Annotated in this window: 18 protein-coding genes; 14 read left to right on the top strand and 4 right to left on the bottom strand. The window is 69.1% G+C overall.

The genetic code is table 11. From position 1 onward, the window contains the following. Nucleotides 1–37 precede the first annotated feature (37 nt). Nucleotides 38–832, bottom strand: a complete 795-nt coding sequence (locus ACIO52_RS11715) for an LLM class F420-dependent oxidoreductase (protein WP_218718571.1) — start codon at nucleotides 830–832, stop codon at nucleotides 38–40. A 145-nt stretch (nucleotides 833–977) separates the two neighbouring features. Between ACIO52_RS11715 and ACIO52_RS11710 the strand changes: the two genes are divergently transcribed. Both ACIO52_RS11710 and ACIO52_RS11705 read left to right on the top strand, forming a co-directional pair. Continuing rightward, nucleotides 978–2,060, top strand: a complete 1,083-nt coding sequence (locus ACIO52_RS11710; RefSeq protein WP_316573031.1) for a sn-glycerol-3-phosphate ABC transporter ATP-binding protein UgpC — start codon at nucleotides 978–980, stop codon at nucleotides 2,058–2,060. A gap of 158 nt (nucleotides 2,061–2,218) precedes the next feature. Further along, nucleotides 2,219–2,866 carry an NADPH-dependent F420 reductase gene (locus tag ACIO52_RS11705; protein WP_402643403.1) on the top strand — a complete coding sequence of 216 codons (648 nt, stop codon included), beginning with the start codon at nucleotides 2,219–2,221 and terminating at the stop codon, nucleotides 2,864–2,866. A 49-nt stretch (nucleotides 2,867–2,915) separates the two neighbouring features. Here the strand turns inward: ACIO52_RS11705 and ACIO52_RS11700 are convergent, their stop codons facing one another. Continuing rightward, the gene (locus ACIO52_RS11700) at nucleotides 2,916–3,434 is read right to left on the bottom strand and encodes a winged helix-turn-helix transcriptional regulator (RefSeq protein WP_402643400.1); all 519 of its coding nucleotides are present in this window, start codon (nucleotides 3,432–3,434) and stop codon (nucleotides 2,916–2,918) included. A 105-nt stretch (nucleotides 3,435–3,539) separates the two neighbouring features. Here ACIO52_RS11700 and ACIO52_RS11695 point away from each other — a divergent pair, with 105 nt between their 5' ends. The 6 genes from ACIO52_RS11695 to ACIO52_RS11670 all read left to right on the top strand — a co-directional run bounded on the left by ACIO52_RS11695 (nucleotide 3,540) and on the right by ACIO52_RS11670 (nucleotide 7,751). Beyond that, entirely contained in the window at nucleotides 3,540–4,709 is a 1,170-nt protein-coding gene (locus ACIO52_RS11695) for a thiolase family protein (protein WP_402643397.1), read from the top strand. Nucleotides 4,710–4,772: 63 nt separating this feature from the next. Continuing rightward, nucleotides 4,773–5,153: a Uma2 family endonuclease gene (locus ACIO52_RS11690; RefSeq protein ID WP_316573033.1), complete on the top strand. Its 381-nt coding sequence runs from the start codon at nucleotides 4,773–4,775 to the stop codon at nucleotides 5,151–5,153. A 29-nt stretch (nucleotides 5,154–5,182) separates the two neighbouring features. Then, on the top strand, nucleotides 5,183–6,169 hold the full coding sequence (locus ACIO52_RS11685; protein WP_402643394.1) for an o-succinylbenzoate synthase: 987 nt from the start codon (nucleotides 5,183–5,185) through the stop codon (nucleotides 6,167–6,169). A gap of 152 nt (nucleotides 6,170–6,321) precedes the next feature. Next, a complete protein-coding gene (locus ACIO52_RS11680; RefSeq protein ID WP_218718578.1) occupies nucleotides 6,322–6,849 on the top strand; it encodes a hypothetical protein in 528 nt (175 codons plus the stop codon). A 39-nt stretch (nucleotides 6,850–6,888) separates the two neighbouring features. Then, nucleotides 6,889–7,320, top strand: coding sequence for a MarR family winged helix-turn-helix transcriptional regulator (locus ACIO52_RS11675; RefSeq protein WP_402643391.1), 432 nt, complete (start codon nucleotides 6,889–6,891; stop codon nucleotides 7,318–7,320). 8 nt (nucleotides 7,321–7,328) lie between these two features. Continuing rightward, nucleotides 7,329–7,751, top strand: coding sequence for an organic hydroperoxide resistance protein (locus ACIO52_RS11670; protein WP_218718580.1), 423 nt, complete (start codon nucleotides 7,329–7,331; stop codon nucleotides 7,749–7,751). Nucleotides 7,752–7,848: 97 nt separating this feature from the next. Here the strand turns inward: ACIO52_RS11670 and ACIO52_RS11665 are convergent, their stop codons facing one another. Then, on the bottom strand, nucleotides 7,849–8,376 hold the full coding sequence (locus tag ACIO52_RS11665; protein WP_316573036.1) for a TIGR04338 family metallohydrolase: 528 nt from the start codon (nucleotides 8,374–8,376) through the stop codon (nucleotides 7,849–7,851). 144 nt (nucleotides 8,377–8,520) lie between these two features. After that, nucleotides 8,521–9,318: a DUF2786 domain-containing protein gene (locus ACIO52_RS11660; RefSeq protein ID WP_402643604.1), complete on the bottom strand. Its 798-nt coding sequence runs from the start codon at nucleotides 9,316–9,318 to the stop codon at nucleotides 8,521–8,523. 198 nt (nucleotides 9,319–9,516) lie between these two features. On the opposite strand from ACIO52_RS11660, the gene ACIO52_RS11655 reads away from it, so the two are divergent. The 6 genes from ACIO52_RS11655 (at nucleotide 9,517) to ACIO52_RS11630 (ending at nucleotide 16,270) form a co-directional block, all read left to right on the top strand. Further along, nucleotides 9,517–10,794: an ABC transporter substrate-binding protein gene (locus ACIO52_RS11655; RefSeq protein WP_218718582.1), complete on the top strand. Its 1,278-nt coding sequence runs from the start codon at nucleotides 9,517–9,519 to the stop codon at nucleotides 10,792–10,794. Between the two features lie 45 nt (nucleotides 10,795–10,839). Continuing rightward, nucleotides 10,840–11,817 (top strand): carbohydrate ABC transporter permease, encoded by a 978-nt coding sequence (locus tag ACIO52_RS11650; protein WP_218718583.1) that lies wholly within the window; start codon nucleotides 10,840–10,842, stop codon nucleotides 11,815–11,817. An 11-nt stretch (nucleotides 11,818–11,828) separates the two neighbouring features. Continuing rightward, complete coding sequence (locus tag ACIO52_RS11645) at nucleotides 11,829–12,716, top strand: carbohydrate ABC transporter permease (protein ID WP_374104861.1); 888 nt, start codon at nucleotides 11,829–11,831, stop codon at nucleotides 12,714–12,716. A 127-nt stretch (nucleotides 12,717–12,843) separates the two neighbouring features. Further along, nucleotides 12,844–15,171: a transglycosylase domain-containing protein gene (locus ACIO52_RS11640; protein ID WP_342800550.1), complete on the top strand. Its 2,328-nt coding sequence runs from the start codon at nucleotides 12,844–12,846 to the stop codon at nucleotides 15,169–15,171. Between the two features lie 203 nt (nucleotides 15,172–15,374). Next, on the top strand, nucleotides 15,375–15,836 hold the full coding sequence (locus ACIO52_RS11635; RefSeq protein WP_218718586.1) for a GyrI-like domain-containing protein: 462 nt from the start codon (nucleotides 15,375–15,377) through the stop codon (nucleotides 15,834–15,836). A 2-nt stretch (nucleotides 15,837–15,838) separates the two neighbouring features. Further along, nucleotides 15,839–16,270, top strand: a complete 432-nt coding sequence (locus ACIO52_RS11630; protein WP_218718587.1) for a GyrI-like domain-containing protein — start codon at nucleotides 15,839–15,841, stop codon at nucleotides 16,268–16,270. Nucleotides 16,271–16,485: the final 215 nt, after the last annotated feature.

Genomic DNA, 16,485 nt, shown 5'->3' with positions numbered 1-16,485 from the left:
GGGTTACGCGCACCCCGCGTCGGGACGGATCAGCAGGTCAGGCGAGGCCTTCCAGGAGTTCGGGGTTCACATCGTCGCGCCATTCGATGGCCTTGCGCACGGTGCCGAGGTCGTAGTCGGGCCCGGAGACGCCGACGGTGAACAGCGTGACACCCGCGGCGTGCAACGCGTCGGCTTGCTCGCGACCCTGCCACTGCACCGACCGCTCGATCCGGTCCGCGTCGGCACCGACGGCGGCGGCGTGCTCGGCGAGGACCTTGTTCTTGTGCGCCAGCGTGTCCACATCGACGAAGGAATGCCAGATGTCGGCGTACTCGGCGACCAGGCGCAGCGTCTTGCGCTCGCCGCCACCGCCGATCAGGATCGGGATCTCCCGGACCGGCCCCGGGTTCAGCTTCGCCAGCCTCGTCTTGATCCGGGCCAGGTTGTCCTTCAACAGGTTCAGCCGGGTGCCCGGGGTACCGAAGTCGTAGCCGTACTCGTCGTAGTCCCGCTGGAACCAGCCGGCACCGATCCCGAGGATCAGCCTGCCGCCGCTGATGTGGTCGACCGTGCGGGCCATATCGGCGAGCAGATCGGGATTGCGGTAGCCGCCGCCGGTGACCAGCGCGCCGAGTTCGACCCGCTCGGTCTGCTCGGCCCACGCGCCGAGCATGGTCCAGCACTCGAAATGCGCGCCGGCGGGGTCACCGGTGAGCGGGAAGAAGTGGTCCCAGTTGAAGACGATGTCCACGCCCGCGTCCTCCGCGCGCAACACCGCGTCGCGGATGAGCGCGTAGTCGGGCGCGTGCTGCGGCTGAAGCTGGACTCCGATACGGACTGGACGACTCATACCGCGCTCCTCGGCACTCGGGTGGACTCCGCGCCCGAGGCTACCCGGAAATACCGAGCGGGTCCGGGCGGGCCGCTACGATCCCAGCGACCCTGTACTCGGATCGTCCGGCACGTTCCTGCCGGGATGGGATGTTGAACTACGCATGGCTACCGTCACCTTCGACCGCGCCACCAGGCTCTACGCCGGTGCGACCACACCCGCCGTCGACGCACTCGACCTGGAGATCGCCGACGGCGAATTCCTGGTCCTCGTCGGCCCGTCCGGCTGTGGCAAGTCCACCTCGCTGCGCATGCTGGCCGGCCTCGAGGAGGTCAACGGCGGCCGGATCCTGATCGGCGACAACGACGTCACCAACGCCGAGCCCAAGGATCGCGACATCGCGATGGTGTTCCAGAACTACGCGCTCTACCCGCACATGTCGGTCGCGGAGAACATGGGCTTCGCGCTGAAGCTGGCCAAGGTGTCCAAGGCCGAGCGCGACCAGCGCGTGCTGGAGGCGGCCAAGCTGCTCGATCTCGAGCAGTACCTCGACCGCAAGCCCAAGGCGCTGTCGGGTGGTCAGCGTCAGCGCGTGGCGATGGGCCGCGCGATCGTGCGCCAGCCGCAGGTGTTCCTGATGGACGAGCCGCTGTCGAACCTCGACGCCAAGCTGCGCGTGCAGACCCGCACCCAGATCGCCCAGCTGCAGCGCAGGCTCGGCACCACCACCGTCTACGTCACCCACGACCAGGTCGAGGCCATGACGATGGGCGACCGCGTCGCCGTGCTCAAGGACGGCCTGCTGCAGCAGTGCGCCTCGCCGCGCGATCTCTATCGCGATCCGGCGAACGTGTTCGTCGCCGGGTTCATGGGCTCGCCCGCGATGAACCTGTTCACGCTGCCCGTCGCCGACGGCACGGTCACCATCGGCGGCTACCCGGTGCGGGTGCCGCGCGCGGTGGCCGACGCGGGCGAGGGCTCGGTCGTGCTCGGCATCCGGCCCGAACACCTCGAGGTGGGCAAGGGTGGGCTGCGGATGGAGGTCGACGTGGTCGAGGAGCTCGGCTCCGACGCCTACGTCTACGGTCGCGCGCTCCCCGACGGTGCGGGCGGGCAGGCCGGGGAGACCATTGTGGCGCGGGTGGATTGGCGCAGGCCGCCGGCCAGGGGCGAGCTGCTGGAGCTGACCACCGATCCCGAGCACGTGTACTTCTTCAGCGCCGTGGACGGTCGTCGGCTGCGCTGACTGCGGTCCGGGCGGGCGATCGGTGTCGCTCGCCCGGCTCCGCGCACGTCCGATTCAGCTGTGCGCGTAGTCGCTCGGCGAATGCCCTCACCTGGGCCTATGCTGACCGGGCCCCGGCATTCGCCGGGCGGGGGTCGCGACAGACGAGGTAGCGGAAAATGCGCGTAGCAGTACTCGGCACAGGGCAGGTCGGCCGTCGGCTGGCGAGCAAGCTGGTCGAGACCGGGCACACGGTGACGATGGGGTCGCGCACGGCCGACAATCCCGACGCCACCGCCTGGGCGGCCGAAACCGGCGGCGCTCACGGCACTTTCGCCGACGCGGCGGCCGCCGCCGAGCTGATCGTCAACGCCACCTCCGGCACCGTCTCGCTGGCCGCGCTCACCGCGGCGGGCGCGGCGAACCTGCGCGGCAAGGTCGTCGTCGACGTGTCGAACCCGCTCGACTTCTCCCAGGGCTTTCCGCCGAAACTCGTCGTGCCCGCCGAGGGCAGCGTGGCCGAGTCGCTCCAGGCCGCCTTCCCCGACGCGTTCGTCGTGAAGACGCTCAACACCACCAACAACCAGGTGATGGTGGACCCCGGCCGGATCCCGGGCAAGCACAGCATCTTCCTCAGCGGTGACGACGCCGCCGCCAAGAAGACCGTCACCGAGGTGCTCACCGCGTTCGGCTGGGCTCCGGATCAGCTCATCGACCTGGGCCCCCTCCACACCGCCCGCAGCACCGAGCCGATGGTTCTCCTCTGGGTCAGCCTGTTCCAGGCTCTCGGCACCGAGGACGTGAACATCGGCGTCTTCACCGCCTGAGTGGTTCACCTGGCGACGACCGAGTGCGTCACCCCTCGGGGCGAGGCGATCAGGTGTCCCGGCCCTTCGCGCGCTCGGCGTCGCGGTAGCGCAGGTAGTCGGGGTTGACGCGGACAGCGAGCTGCTCGAGCGGGACCTCGGTGCCGTCGGCGCTGCGCAGTTCGGCGCGGACCGGCGCACCCGTGGTGACGTCGACCCGATGCAGGGGCGCCGGGCCGGGCTGGAGGTAGGTGTCGCCCCACTGCCACAGGGCGACCACCGCGGGCAGTAGGTCGCGGCCCATCTGGGTGAGCACGTACTCGTTGCGGGTGCGCTTGCCTTCTTCCTGGTAGGGGCGCTTTTCCAGGAGCCCGGCCGCGGTGAGCTTGCGGAGCTGGCTCGCGGCGGCGGCATCGGTGATGCCGACGCGGCGGGCGAAGCCGTCGAAGCGGGTGGTGCCGTAGTACGCCTCGCGCAGGATGAGCACCGCCGAGCGCGTTCCGATCAGGTCCATGGCCCGCGCGATCGAACAGCCCGTGGTATCCCACTTGCTCAGATCGGCCAGTGGCCCTTCCATCACGGCTGCCATGACCGACATCATACCCACCTCTGACTTGAGGAGATGATAGTTAGCGCCTAAGCTAGCTATTGTTGGATAGAGCCAGCGTTGGCTCACCGTCGAAAGAGGACTCCCATGCGAGACGCGGTCATCGTCGAAGCGGTACGCACCCCCATCGGCCGGGGCAAGCCGAACGGCGCGCTCCACGACATCCATCCCGTCGACCTGCTCGCACACAGCCTGCGCGCGGTCGTCGAGCGCAGCGGCATCGACCCGGCCCTGATCGACGACGTCATCGGCGGCATCGTCACCCAGGTCGGGGAACAGGGCTCCAACATGACCCGGCGGGCCGCGCTCGCCGCCGGGTATCCCGAGTCGGTGGCGGCCACCACCGTCGACCGGCAGTGCGGCAGCAGTCAGCAAGCCATCCACTTCGCCGCCCAGGGCGTGATCGCGGGCGCCTACGACATCGTGGTGGCCGCCGGTGTGGAGTCCATGGGCCGGGTTCCCATGGGCGCCAATCTGATCGGGGCCGCCGATCCGTCCGGCGTCGCCTTCACCGAGCGCTACCCGGACGGGCTGGTACCCCAGGGAATCAGCGCCGAACTGATCGCCGCGAAGTGGGGCCTGACCCGCACCCAGCTCGACGAGTTCGCGCTCGGTAGCCACGAAAAGGCCGCTCGCGCCACCAAAGACGGACTGTTCAGCGCCGAGCTGGCACCGCTGAACGGGCTCGACACCGACGAGGGCATCCGGGTCGGCTCCACGCTCGAGACGCTCGGCAAGCTGAAGCCCGCCTACTACGACCCCGCCATGGCGGCGCGCTTCCCGCAGATCGGCTGGGAGATCACGGCGGCCTCGGCCAGCCAGGTCAGCGACGGCAGCGCGGCGGTGCTCATCATGTCCGGCGAACGCGCCGCCGAGCTGGGCCTGCGCCCGCTGGCACGGCTGCACAGCTTCGCCGTCGCCGGCGACGATCCACTGCTCATGCTCACCGCGGTCATCCCCGCGACCGAGAAGGTGCTGCGCCGTTCCGGCCTGACCCTCGACGACATCGACCTGATCGAGATCAACGAGGCCTTCTCCCCGGTCGTGCTGGCCTGGGCCCAGGAAACCGGCGCCGACCCGGCCAAGGTGAACGTCAACGGCGGCGCCATCGCCCTCGGCCACCCCCTCGGCGCGTCCGGCGCCCGCCTCACCACCACTCTCGTCCACGCCCTGCACCAGCGCGGCGCCCGCTACGGCCTGCAGACGATGTGCGAAGCAGGCGGCCTCGCCAACGCCACCATCATCGAACGCCTCTGAAACCCCGCCCGGGTCGGCGTCCCAGACGCCGACCCGGGCATTCCGTCACCGTGGCGACGTACGATGACCAGGCTTGCCCCGAGCCGAAGGATCGCATCGTGTCCGAAGCGTTCGACTGGTCCACGGAATCGCTGGAAGACCAAGCCGACCGTCGCCGACACCATTCTGGTGGTCGAAGTCGTGTCACCGACCACTGTCACCGCGGACACCATCGATAAGCGCTCCGAATACGCCCGCTACGGCATTCAGCACTACTGGATCGTCCGGATGGCCAACGACGACGGACCCGCCGTGTCCATCGAGATGCTCACCCTCAACTCCGAGGGACGGTACGTATCGAACGGATTCCGCAATCGCACCGACGACTACGCGGCGGCCATCGATACGTTGACCCCATTTCCCGTCGTACTGACCTGGGAACAGTTGGACGAGGGCATCGACTGAGACACACCGGCGGGTTCTACGATCGCGGGGTGGGTGCCGAGACGTTCGTTTATGCGATTCCGCTGCGTACGCGGTTTCGGGGGATCACCGTGCGTGAGGGGATGTTGATTCGGGGCGAATTGGGGTGGGGAGAGTTCTGCCCGTTTCCCGAGTATGACGATCGGGAGGCGGTGGGGTGGCTGGCTACCGCGGTCGAGCAGGCGACGGTGGGGTGGCCCGCGCCGGTGCGGGATCGGGTGCCGGTGAATTGCACGGTGCCCGCGGTGGACGCGGAGCGGGCCCGGCGGATCGTGCGGGAGTCGGGGTGCGCGACGGCGAAAGTGAAAGTGGCCGATCACCCGGGGTCGTTGGCGGAGGATCTGGCTCGGGTGGCGGCGGTACGGGAAGCCATCGGGGACGGGGCGATCCGGGTCGATGCCAATGCGGTGTGGGATGTCGAGACCGCGGTTCGGCACATCGGGGAGATCGACCGGGCCGCTGGCGGATTGGAGTATGTCGAACAGCCGTGCCGGACGGTCGAGGAGCTGGCCGAGGTGCGGCGGCGGGTCGACGTGCCGATCGCGGCGGACGAGTCGATCCGGCGGGCCGAGGATCCGTTGCGGGTCGCGGTGGCGGGTGCCGCGGATGTGGCGGTGCTGAAATGCACTCCGCTGGGCGGGGTACGGCGGGCGCTGGCGGTCGCCGCGGCCGCCGGGCTGCCGACCGTGGTGTCCTCAGCGTTGGAGACCAGCGTCGGCTTGGCCGCGCAGATCGCGCTGGCAGGCACCCTGCCGGATCTCGAATTTGCTTGCGGCTTGGGCACTCTCGCACTGTTCGAAGGCGATCTGGTCGCCGATTCGCTGCGCCCGGTCGGCGGCTGGCTCCCGGTGCCCACCGCCGCGCCGGAACCCGATCCGACATTGCTCGACAAGTACCGCCACCCGGATATCGACCGGACCGCGTGGTGGTTGCGGCGGTACGAGCGGGTCAGCGCGCTGCTGTCCGCCGACCCGGGGTGGTCAATGCCGCGCCGGTGACGCCCCCGCTCGCCGATCTCGGTGGTCCATCCCCTCGGCACACGCGCATCGACCCGGGCGAAGCCGAGTAGTCGACTACCCGCGACCCACGCGCCCGTCGGCGGCAGGCTCGGAGGGTGATCACCCTGCACGCGACACCGTGGAGGCGAGCGGTGGACGACAACGATCGAGCGTCCGAGCTCCGCGACCGGCTCTGGAACGACCCGGCGGTCGGTCGAGCGGCCGGTGAACGCACCGCCGCCTACGACAGCGCCGTCCTCGAGCAGTATCGGCTCTGCGTGGAGATGGCCGACCGGGTGAGCGCGCGGCGGGGGTTGGCGAACTCGTTCTTCCTGACGCTCAATACCGGCATCTTCACCCTGGTCACCGTGTTCGGGAAGTCGCCGCCCGGCGATACCGCGAGGTGGCTGGTGATTCCGTTGATCGCCGTCCTCGGGCAGTGTTTCGCCTGGTTCTACCTGGTGCGCAGCTATCGACTGCTGAACGCGGCGAAGTACCAGGTAGTGGGGGCGCTGGAGGAGCGGTTGCCCGCGTCGCCGTTCTGGAAGGGCGAGTGGTGGGCACTCGGGGAGGGGCGGGATCGGGCGCGGTACTGGCCGTTGTCGCATATCGAGCAGTGGGTGCCGGTGCTGTTCGGGGTGGCCTACGTCTCGGGGTTTCTCGCCGTCGCATTCCACTGAATGGTTGTGCACAACTTAATTGTGGGCTACATTGTTGTCATGACCGACGGACTCACCCTCGACGAGCAGCTGTGCTTTCCGCTGTACGCGGCTTCGCGGGCGATGACGGCGGTCTACCGACCGAAGCTGGAACGGCTCGGGCTCACCTATCCGCAGTACCTGGTGATGCTCGCGCTCTGGGAGCGCGACGGGCGCAGCGTCGGCGAGCTCGGCAAGGCGCTCGAACTGGACTCGGGAACGTTGTCTCCACTGCTCAAGCGGTTGGAGGCGACCGGGTTCGTCGAGCGCCGGCGAGCGGCCGACGACGAACGTCGCGTCGACGTCGTGCTCACCGAACACGGGCGGGGCCTGCGCGCCGAGGCGTGCCGGATCCCGGTCGAGATGGCCCAGATCGCGGGACTGTCCACCGACGAGGTCACCGCACTGCGCGGACTACTGCGCAAACTCACCGACACCCTCACAGAGAAATGAGAGCTTCCATGCAGGTCCTCTACACCGCCGAAGCCCTGGCCAGCGGCGAAGGCCGCACCGGCACCGCGCGCACCACCGACGGCAAGCTCGACGTCGTGCTCGCGCCGCCGAAGGAGATGGGCGGCGACGGCGCGGGCACCAACCCCGAGCAGCTCTTCGCGGCCGGTTACGCCGCGTGCTTCCACTCGGCGCTGCGGCTGGTCGGCAAGAAGGCGGGCGCGAACATCGCCGATTCCGCGGTCGGCGCGCAGGTTTCGATCGGCCCGAACGACAACGGCGGTTTCGGACTGGCCGTCACGCTCGAGATCACCCTGCCGCACCTGTCGCGCGAGCAGGCCCAGGCCCTGGCCGAGCAGGCGCACCAGGTCTGCCCGTACTCCAACGCGACGCGCGGCAACATCGAGGTCGACCTGCAGATCGCCGAGGACTGATCCGACCCTCGAATCCCGCCGGTGCCAGACGACCGGCGGGATTCGCCGTGTTCAGGCCCCGACGGCGACGGCGGCGCGAGCGGCGGTCGGATCGACCTCAGCCGAAACGAACTCCGCAGCCGGCGAACGTCGCGCGGATCAGCAGGGCCGCTTCGGGTCCGATGACACCATCCACCAATTCGGCGTAACGAGTGCAGAATTCGGGGCCGTGCGGCACCTCCCCCGGCCCGGGGCCCAGATGGTGGGCGAGTTCGTGCAGCACTACCAGTTCACGCAACGCCCACGCGGTCACGCCGGTGTGCAGCGGGACGGCCAGCACCGCGTCGGCGGGTTCGTAGTGGGCCGCCGACGCGCCTGCTCGTGCGCGGACCCGAACCGGCACCTCGGCCCTGTCCCACCGCGCGCGCACCCAATTCAGCGCCAGCACCTTGTCCGCGTAGGACTGCACCGACTCGACCGAGGCGAAGCGTCGCTCGACGGGCAGCGTGAGCTGCGAACCGTAGACCTCGACCGTGCGGTGCCCGAACTCCTGCGCACGATCGAACACACCCCGAACCAGCTGCTCGCCGTCATAGACCTTGGCCCGCTGGGTGTCTCGACGACGACCGGAATCAGGCGAGGCCACGGCCTGCTCCGGAAGACATGGGCCCGCGCCGGTCGCCCGGACCGCTCGCGGCACCCACTGACGTCGGCAGCGGCACTGTCCGTGACGGGCGCACGATCGCAGCGTCGCTGCTCCGTCCCGGCGAACGACCGAGCAGGTCCGCTCTCATCGGCCGAGCTTCGCCCGGGCGGCGGGCAGTTCGGGTGAGGTGCCCAATCGCGCGGCGCGCCCGGCGCGGTCGCCGGCCCGGCGCGCGGCGGCCGAGTGCCCGGTGGAAGTCTGCGGCCCGCGCCAGGTGCCGCGCGCCTCGGAGGTGGCGGTGTAGAAGTCGGTGAGGGCTACTTCCTTGTCGCGCAGGGCCAGTGCGGTGCCGGTCGACTCGGCCGGGACCTGCTCGGCGACGACCTCGGCTTTCACCTCGGCCAGACGGGCACCGACGCGGGCCGCGAAGGCCATCTGGAAGTTCAGGCGCGCGGTGACGCCGGCGACCGGCGCCTCCACCTTGCGGCGGACGGTGCGCCCGAAGCGCTTCTCGGCGACGATCTTGACGACGGTCGCCTCCCGGTAGGCGCCGGATTTGATGTAGTGATCGGACGCGCGCACCATCTGGATCAGCAGGCTCGCGTACAGGGCCTCGCAGGTGTCGATATCGGCGGCGAAACCGTAGGCGTAGACCTGCGCGGAGCTGCGGGCGACATCACAGCGCACATCGTTGGCGGTGGCGATCGCGACGAACAGCTGGACGTAGGTGCGCAGTCCCTTTCGCCCCGGTTCACCGATCGGGATGATCCGCTGTACCGGCGTGGACCTGCGCTCGCGGTCGGCCACGTGCGACCGCGCCACGGCCAGGTCGATCGAGGATTTCGTGGCCAGGCGCTGGGCCGCGGCCAGGAACGCCTCGGCCTCGTGTTCGTTGTCGGTGGCCTCGGCCTTGCGCAGCAAACCCCCGATGCGCGAGAGCATCCGGTCGGGCGTCGACGGCGATGGACTGGTCACCCCGTCGAGAGTAGGGCACCCCACCGACTGTGATCCGTTCGCGAACTGACCGGAAAGTATGTGATTGGACAGGACGATCGGACGTGACGACCCGCCACCATGTATGTTGACCCGTGCACCGCACGGGTGTGCTGCTGCTCACGTCTCGACCCTGGAGTGTCTGCGATGGCCTTGAAGTTTGTCCCCAGAGCGACGATGGCTGCTGCCTCGATTGCGTTGCTTACCGCATCGTTCGCGAGTGCCTGCTCGAGTGACAACGGAGGCAACGCGCTCGACCAGAACCTGACCGGCCGCGGCCCGATCACCTACGTCGAAGGTAAGGACACCACCGAGACCGGTGTGGTCAAGCAGCTCATCGATCGCTGGAACGCCGCGCACCCCAACGAGCAGGTGACGTTCAAGGAGCAGTCGGCCGACGCCAACCAGCAGCACGACGACCTCGCCGAGCACTTCCGCGCCAAGCAGGACGGCTACGACGTCGTCGCCCTGGATGTGCCGTGGACCGCGGAATTCGCCGCGAAGGGCTGGATCCAGCCGCTCAAGGACACCTTCGCCATCGACACCGCGCCGCTGCTGGCGCCGACCGTGGCCAGCGCCACCTACAACGGCACCCTGTACGCGGCCCCCCGCAACACCAACGGCGGCCTGCTGTACTACCGCAAGGACCTGGTCCCCAACGCCCCGCGCACCTGGACCGAGATGCTCGGCCAGTGCCAGGTGGCGCGCGACAACAACATCGGCTGCTACGCCGGTCAGCTCGCCCCCTACGAGGGCCTGACCGTGAACACCTCCGAGGTCATCAACGCCTTCGGCGGCAGCTTCGTCGGCGCCGACGGCAAGACCCCCACCGTGAACAGCCCGGAGTCGAAGGCGGGCCTGAAGGTCCTCGTCGACGCCTACAAGAGCGGTGACATCCCCAAGGAAGCCATCACCTTCAAGGAAGGCGAGAGCGCCAGCGCGTTCGAGTCCGGCAAGCTGCTGTTCCTGCGCAACTGGCCGTACCTGTACGCCCAGGCCAACGCCGACACCTCCGCGGTGAAGGACAAGTTCGGCGTGGCCCCGCTGCCCGGCAACACCGGCGTCGGCGCGTCCACCCTGGGTGGCTACAACGCCGCGATCAGCGCGTTCTCCAAGAACAAGGCCACCGCGGCCGATTTCGTGCGCTACCTGATCAGCGAAGAGGCCCAGCAGATCATCGCCTCGGGCGCGCTGCCGTCGGTGCGCGCCTCGCTCTACGACGACCCGGCCCTGATCGCGAAGATGCCGTACCTGCCCGCGCTGAAGGAGTCCATCGCCAGCGCCGTGCCGCGTCCGGTCACCCCGTTCTATCCCGCGGTGTCGAAGGCCATCCAGGACAACGCCTATGCTGCCCTGAACGGCACGAAGTCCGTCGACGACGCTGTCGCCGGCATGCAAAAGGGCATCGAGACCGCCGGTTCGTAGCGGAGCGCGCAGCGGACCCGACCAGACCGTAGGAGAGTAGTAACGGTGTCGGATCCTTCGGGAGCCAAGCAGCGCGGGCTAGCGCTGGAACTGCGACAATCCGGCAAGGCGTGGCTGTTCGTCACGCCCGTGCTCGTCGCGCTGGCCGTGGTCATCGGGTATCCGGTGGTCCAGGCGATCATCATGTCCTTCCAGAAGGACTCCGGGATCGACCCGGCCACCGGCATGTTCGTCGAGGGCGGCGGCGCCGGGCTGAGCAACTACACGCACTGGCTGCTGCAGCAGTGCAACACGCTCGGCGGCGTCGTCGCCTGCCCGACGGGCACGCTCGGCTCCCAGTTCTGGTCGGCGGTCGGGGTCACCCTGTTCTTCACGGTGGTGACCGTGTCGCTGGAAGCGGTGCTCGGCCTCGGCATGGCCGTGGTGATGGGCAAGACCTTCCGCGGCCGGGCCCTGCTGCGCGCCGCGGTGCTGATCCCGTGGGCGATCCCCACCGCCGTCACCGCGCGGCTGTGGGAGTTCATGTTCCAGTACGACGGCGTGGTGAACCGGGTGCTCGGCACCCACATCCTGTGGACCTCCGACGTCTGGGCGTCGCGGTTCGCGGTCATCGCCGCCGACGTGTGGAAGACGACCCCGTTCATGGCGCTGCTGATTCTGGCGGGCCTGCAGGTGATTCCGGCCGACGTGTACGAGGCGGCCAAGGTCGACGGCGCGTCGGCGTGGCAGCGGTTCGTGCACATCACGCTGCCGCTGCTCAAGCCCGCGCTGCTGGTCGCGGTGCTGTTCCGCACCATGGACGCGCTGCGCATGTACGACCTGCCCGCGATCATGACGCTGGGCAACCCGTCGACGAACACCTTGTCGATCCTGGTGGTCGAGCAGGTGCGCCAAGGTCCCAACAGCGCCGCCGCGCTCTCGACGATCACCTTCCTGCTCGTCTTCGCTATCGCGTTCGTGCTGGTGAAGGTGCTGGGCGCCAACGCCGTTCGCACGCAGGAAGAACAGCGGAAGGCGAACTGATGAGCATCTCGATGACGAAAGAGGCGCCCGTCGAGCGCGCGGAGGCGCCGGTGCAGCCGGTGTCGTGGCGCAAGCGGATCGGCACCGTGCGGATGTACCTCGGCGTGCTGATCGTGCTGGTGTGGGGGCTCGGCCCGTTCTACTGGATGACGGTCGTGGCGTTCCGCGACCAGGCCTACACCTTCGACAGCACCCCGTGGCCGACCCACGTGACGCTGGACAACTTCCGCAACGCCTTCGACACCAGTCGCGGCAACAACTTCGGGCAGGCGCTGCTCAACAGCGTGATCATCGGCGCCGCCACCACCGCGGTGGCGCTGCTGCTCGGCGTGCTGGCCGCCTACGCGCTGGCCCGGATGGCGTTCGCGGGCAAGTACCTGGTCTCGGGGCTGATCCTGTCGGCCTCGATGTTCCCGGCCGTGGTGCTGGTGACGCCGCTGTTCCAGCTGTTCACCGATCTGGGCTGGATCGGCCACTACCAGGCGATGATCATCCCGAACATCTCCTTCGTGCTGCCGATGACGGTCTACATCCTGGCGTCGTTCTTCGCCGAGCTGCCCTGGGAGCTCGAGGAAGCCGCGCGCATCGACGGCGCTACCAAGTTCCAGGCGTTCCGGCTGATCATGCTGCCGCTGGCGGCGCCCGCGGTGTTCACCACGGCGATCCTGGCGTTCATCGCCTCGATCAACGAGTACCTGCTGGCCCGGCTGCTGTCGGGTGAGAAGACGCGGCCGGTGACGGTGGCGATCGCCCAGTTCTCCGGCAACGATCCGCTGGTGCAGCCGTACGCGGCGATCATGGCGGCGGGCGTGATCGTCACGGTGCCGCTGGTGATCATGGTCCTGGTGTTCCAGCGCCGGATCATCTCCGGTCTGACCGCCGGTGGCGTGAAGAGCTGATCGGTGCGGGGCGGCGCGTTCGCCGCCCCCACGCGCTCCTCCCGGGTTCCACGACGCCCGGCGGGTAGAGTCTTGCTATCGATGGCACGTCGGTACAGGTGAGTTCTTCCCCTCGCTCCGGAAGGAGATGGTCGTGGCCTCCGAGGGTGGGCGCAGGCGTTCCGGTGGGGACGCGCCGTATACCTCGATCGCCGGTTTCAAGGACCCGCTCGGCCGTGATCAACCGCCGCGCAAGGGCGCGGCGCGACGGGCCCAGGCCGCCCGGCTGGCCGCCGACGGTGACGGTGACGAACCCCGCGCGCCACGTACCAGAGGACAGAAGATCCGGCGGCTGATCCTGGCGCTGTTCGTGATCTTCGTCTGCGTGCCCGCGCTGCTGTTCTTCGCGATCTACTGGAGTTCGGAGATTCCCGAGCCCGCCGAGGTCGCGGTCGAACAGCCGGCCACCGTGCTGGCCGCCGACGGCACCACCGTGCTGACGAAATTCATCCCGCCGCAAGGCAATCGGATTCCGATCCCGCTGACCGAGGTGCCGATGCCGGTCCGCGACGCCGTACTGGCCGCCGAGGACCGCAATTTCTACACCAACCCCGGCTACTCGACGAGCGGGTTCCTGCGCGCGGCCCGCGACAACCTGCTCGGCCACGACAACGCCGGCGGCGGGTCGACCATCACCCAGCAGTACGTGAAGAACGCCTTCCTCAGCTCCGAGCGCACCGTCACTCGCAAGATGCGCGAGCTGATCATCGCGGCGAAGATGTCGCGGCAGTGGAGCAAGGACGAGATCCTCGCGGCCTATCTGAACACCATCTACTACGGGCGCGGCGCCTACGGCATCGCCGCGGCGTCGAAGGCCTACTTCGACAAGCCGGTACCCGAGTTGACCCTGGCCGAGGGCGCCGTGCTGGCCGCGGTGATCCGCTCGCCGTCGGTGCTCGATCCGGAGAACCACCTCGACCAGTTGAAGGCACGCTGGCAGTACGTGCTCGACGGCATGGTCGAGATGAAGGTGCTCGCGCCCGGCGAGCGCGACGCGACGGTGTTCCCGGCGATCATCCCGCTGCCCGAGATCCCGGCCGAACCGGTGGCGCTCGGGCCGGAGGGACACATCCGCACTCAGGTGATGCGCGAGCTGCGCGCGGCGGGCCTGACCGACGCCGACATCAACACCGGCGCATTGCAGATCACCACCACCATCGACCCCGTGGCGCAGGCGGGCGCCGTCGACACCGTGCGGCAGCGGCTCGAATGGCAGCCGCCGGAACTGCGCGCCGCCGTCGTCTCGATCGACCCGCGCAGCGGCGCCGTGCGCGCCTACTACGGCGGCGAGACCGGCACGGGCTTCGACTTCGCCCAGGCGCCGTTGCAGACCGGGTCGTCGTTCAAGGTGTTCGCCCTCGTCGCGGCACAGCGCCAGGGCATCCCGCCGACCAGGGCGATCGACAGCTCTCCCGTCGTCGACCGCGGCACCACGATCACCAACGCCGACGGCGACTCGTGCGGCCGCTGCGCGCTCACCGAAGCGCTCAAACGCTCACTGAACACCAGCTTCTACCGGCTCACCATGACGATGGCCGACGGCCCGCGCTCGATCGCCGAGGCCGCCCATCTGGCGGGCATCCCCGAGCGCATTCCCGGCCTCGACGTCGAAACCCTCACCGAGGCGGGCGAGGCGCCGCTCAACGGGATCGTGCTCGGTCAGTATCTGGTGCGTCCCTTGGACATGGCCTCGGCGTACGCGACGCTGGCGGCGTCGGGCGTCTATCACCAGCCGTATTTCGTGCAGCGGGTCGTCACCGGCGACGGGCGGGTGCTGATCGATCGCGGCGCACCGGAAAACCGGGTGGGCAAACAACTTCCGGAGCCCGAGCAGCGGATCACCGCGGCCATCGCCGACGCCACCACCCAGGCGATGACGCCGATCGCCAACTACTCCAACGGACACGGGCTGGCCGAGGGCAGGCCCTCGGCGGCCAAGACCGGCACCACCCAGCTCGGCGAGACGAAGGACAACAAGGACGCCTGGATGATCGGCTACACGCCGTCGCTGTCCACGGCGGTGTGGGTGGGCACCGAACAGCCGCAGCCGCTGCGCAGCGGGCGCGGCGGCGCGATCTGGGGATCCGGTCTGCCCTCGGACATCTGGAAGCAGGTGATGGACACCGCGCTGGCGGGCACGCCGATCGAGCAGTTCCCCACACCCGCGATGACCGGCGGCGGCGGGCTGATTCCGGGACCGGCGCCCGCGCCGGCGGCGCCGGGCGGCAGCAGCCCCTACGACATCCTCAACCCGCCGACGAACGCGCCGCGCAGTCCGGCGCCGGAGCTCATCACTCCGCCGTCCTCGACCGGCACCCCGCGCAACCCGGCGCCGGTGATCATCATCCCGCCCGCGCCGCGCCCGGCCACCCCGGGCGAATTGTTCCCCGGACTGGGCGGTGACGGCGGTCGATAGATCACGGATTGGCCACCCGGACCCCACACCCCGACGGACGTGGCAACATCGTTGGCCAGAGCGCGAACCAGCCCGACCAGTCGGCACCGCCGGTTTGCCGCGACGCGACGGCGCGTCGAACGATCCCGGCGCAAAACCTGTCATATCGATGCGGGAAGATATGCGCTCGAGCGACGACGAGACTAGACATAGGGGCTACGCAGGTGGATTTCAATGTCGTTGACCGTCCCGAGACGCTGATCGCGGGCACAGTGCTCCGCAGTCCGGCGCTCGCCGTGGAGGGGCCACGCCGCGCGAAGGTGGTGGAGGCGTGGCAGCACCTGCTGGCGAGACCGCAGTTACCGGGACCGATCGCGACGGGGTACGTCGATTTCGCGTCGGAAATCAATTCCTACCTGACCCATATCGTCGGCTACGAATGCAAGACCCTCGCCGATCTCCAGGTCGGTGACGTGCTCGCCCGCATCCCGGCGGGCCGCTACGCCCTCTTCTCCGCCACCGGCGACAACCGCGGCGACACCATCGTCGCGCTGTGGCGCCAGATCTGGGACGCCGAGGCCGCCGGGGAGTTCGAGCGCGCCTACGCGGGCGACTACGAGCAGTATCCGGACGAGCGCACGGTCGAGATCTACGTCTCGCTGACCGCGGAGCAGGGGGACGAGTAGCCATGACCGTCGATTTCGAGATCGTCACCCTGGAAGACGGGCTGATCGCGGGACTCACCGTGCCGCTGGCCGGTCGCGAGGTGACCGCGCGCGACCTGGACCTGGTGAACTTCACCTGGGACCGGTACCTGTCCAGGGAGAAGACGGTCCCCCGCGCCGCGGCCTATATCGGCCAGAACGATCACGCCGTGGCCGTGCTGGGCTACGAGGTCGCCGGGCTCGACGACATCGACGAAGGCGACGTACTCACCCGCATCCCCGCGGGCCGCTACGCCAAGTTCGTCGTCTCCGACAAGCCCTACGACCTCCTGCGCACAGCGTGGGCCCAGGTCATCAAGGCGGAGAACGCGGGCACCATCACCCGCTCGCACACCGCCGAACTCGAGCGCTACACCGGCCCGACGAGCGTCGAGGTCTACGTCTCGCTCGATTGACATATGACTAAGGCCGGGTCACAGGGAAAACACCCTGTGAACCGGCCTTAGTCATCGAGCAACCAGCCACGACCCGACCTCGAGGAGGGTCCGCCGCGCAGCGGCGGTCGCGGCCGTCCCGCCGATCAGGCGCCGGTGCGCAGGCGACGAAGGAGCAAGCACCGGTGCCTGATCGGCGGGACAGAAGGGGCCGCGACTCGAGCGCGCCAGCGCTC

The sequence above is a fragment of the Nocardia sp. NPDC087230 genome, assembly GCF_044744725.1.
Lineage (GTDB): Bacteria > Actinomycetota > Actinomycetes > Mycobacteriales > Mycobacteriaceae > Nocardia > Nocardia canadensis.
Note: the sequence above shows the minus strand (reverse complement) of the source record. Positions and strands in the feature narration are given on the sequence as shown.

Coding starts and splice junctions, on each gene's coding strand:
- ACIO52_RS11715 (WP_218718571.1), bottom strand. CDS start 832: ATGAGTCGTCCAGTCCGTATCGGAGTCCAGCTTCAGCCGCAGCACGCG.
- ACIO52_RS11710 (WP_316573031.1), top strand. CDS start 978: ATGGCTACCGTCACCTTCGACCGCGCCACCAGGCTCTACGCCGGTGCG.
- ACIO52_RS11705 (WP_402643403.1), top strand. CDS start 2,219: ATGCGCGTAGCAGTACTCGGCACAGGGCAGGTCGGCCGTCGGCTGGCG.
- ACIO52_RS11700 (WP_402643400.1), bottom strand. CDS start 3,434: ATGGCAGCCGTGATGGAAGGGCCACTGGCCGATCTGAGCAAGTGGGAT.
- ACIO52_RS11695 (WP_402643397.1), top strand. CDS start 3,540: ATGCGAGACGCGGTCATCGTCGAAGCGGTACGCACCCCCATCGGCCGG.
- ACIO52_RS11690 (WP_316573033.1), top strand. CDS start 4,773: ATGACCAGGCTTGCCCCGAGCCGAAGGATCGCATCGTGTCCGAAGCGT.
- ACIO52_RS11675 (WP_402643391.1), top strand. CDS start 6,889: ATGACCGACGGACTCACCCTCGACGAGCAGCTGTGCTTTCCGCTGTAC.
- ACIO52_RS11670 (WP_218718580.1), top strand. CDS start 7,329: ATGCAGGTCCTCTACACCGCCGAAGCCCTGGCCAGCGGCGAAGGCCGC.
- ACIO52_RS11660 (WP_402643604.1), bottom strand. CDS start 9,318: ATGCTCTCGCGCATCGGGGGTTTGCTGCGCAAGGCCGAGGCCACCGAC.
- ACIO52_RS11655 (WP_218718582.1), top strand. CDS start 9,517: ATGGCCTTGAAGTTTGTCCCCAGAGCGACGATGGCTGCTGCCTCGATT.
- ACIO52_RS11645 (WP_374104861.1), top strand. CDS start 11,829: ATGACGAAAGAGGCGCCCGTCGAGCGCGCGGAGGCGCCGGTGCAGCCG.
- ACIO52_RS11640 (WP_342800550.1), top strand. CDS start 12,844: ATGGTCGTGGCCTCCGAGGGTGGGCGCAGGCGTTCCGGTGGGGACGCG.
- ACIO52_RS11630 (WP_218718587.1), top strand. CDS start 15,839: ATGACCGTCGATTTCGAGATCGTCACCCTGGAAGACGGGCTGATCGCG.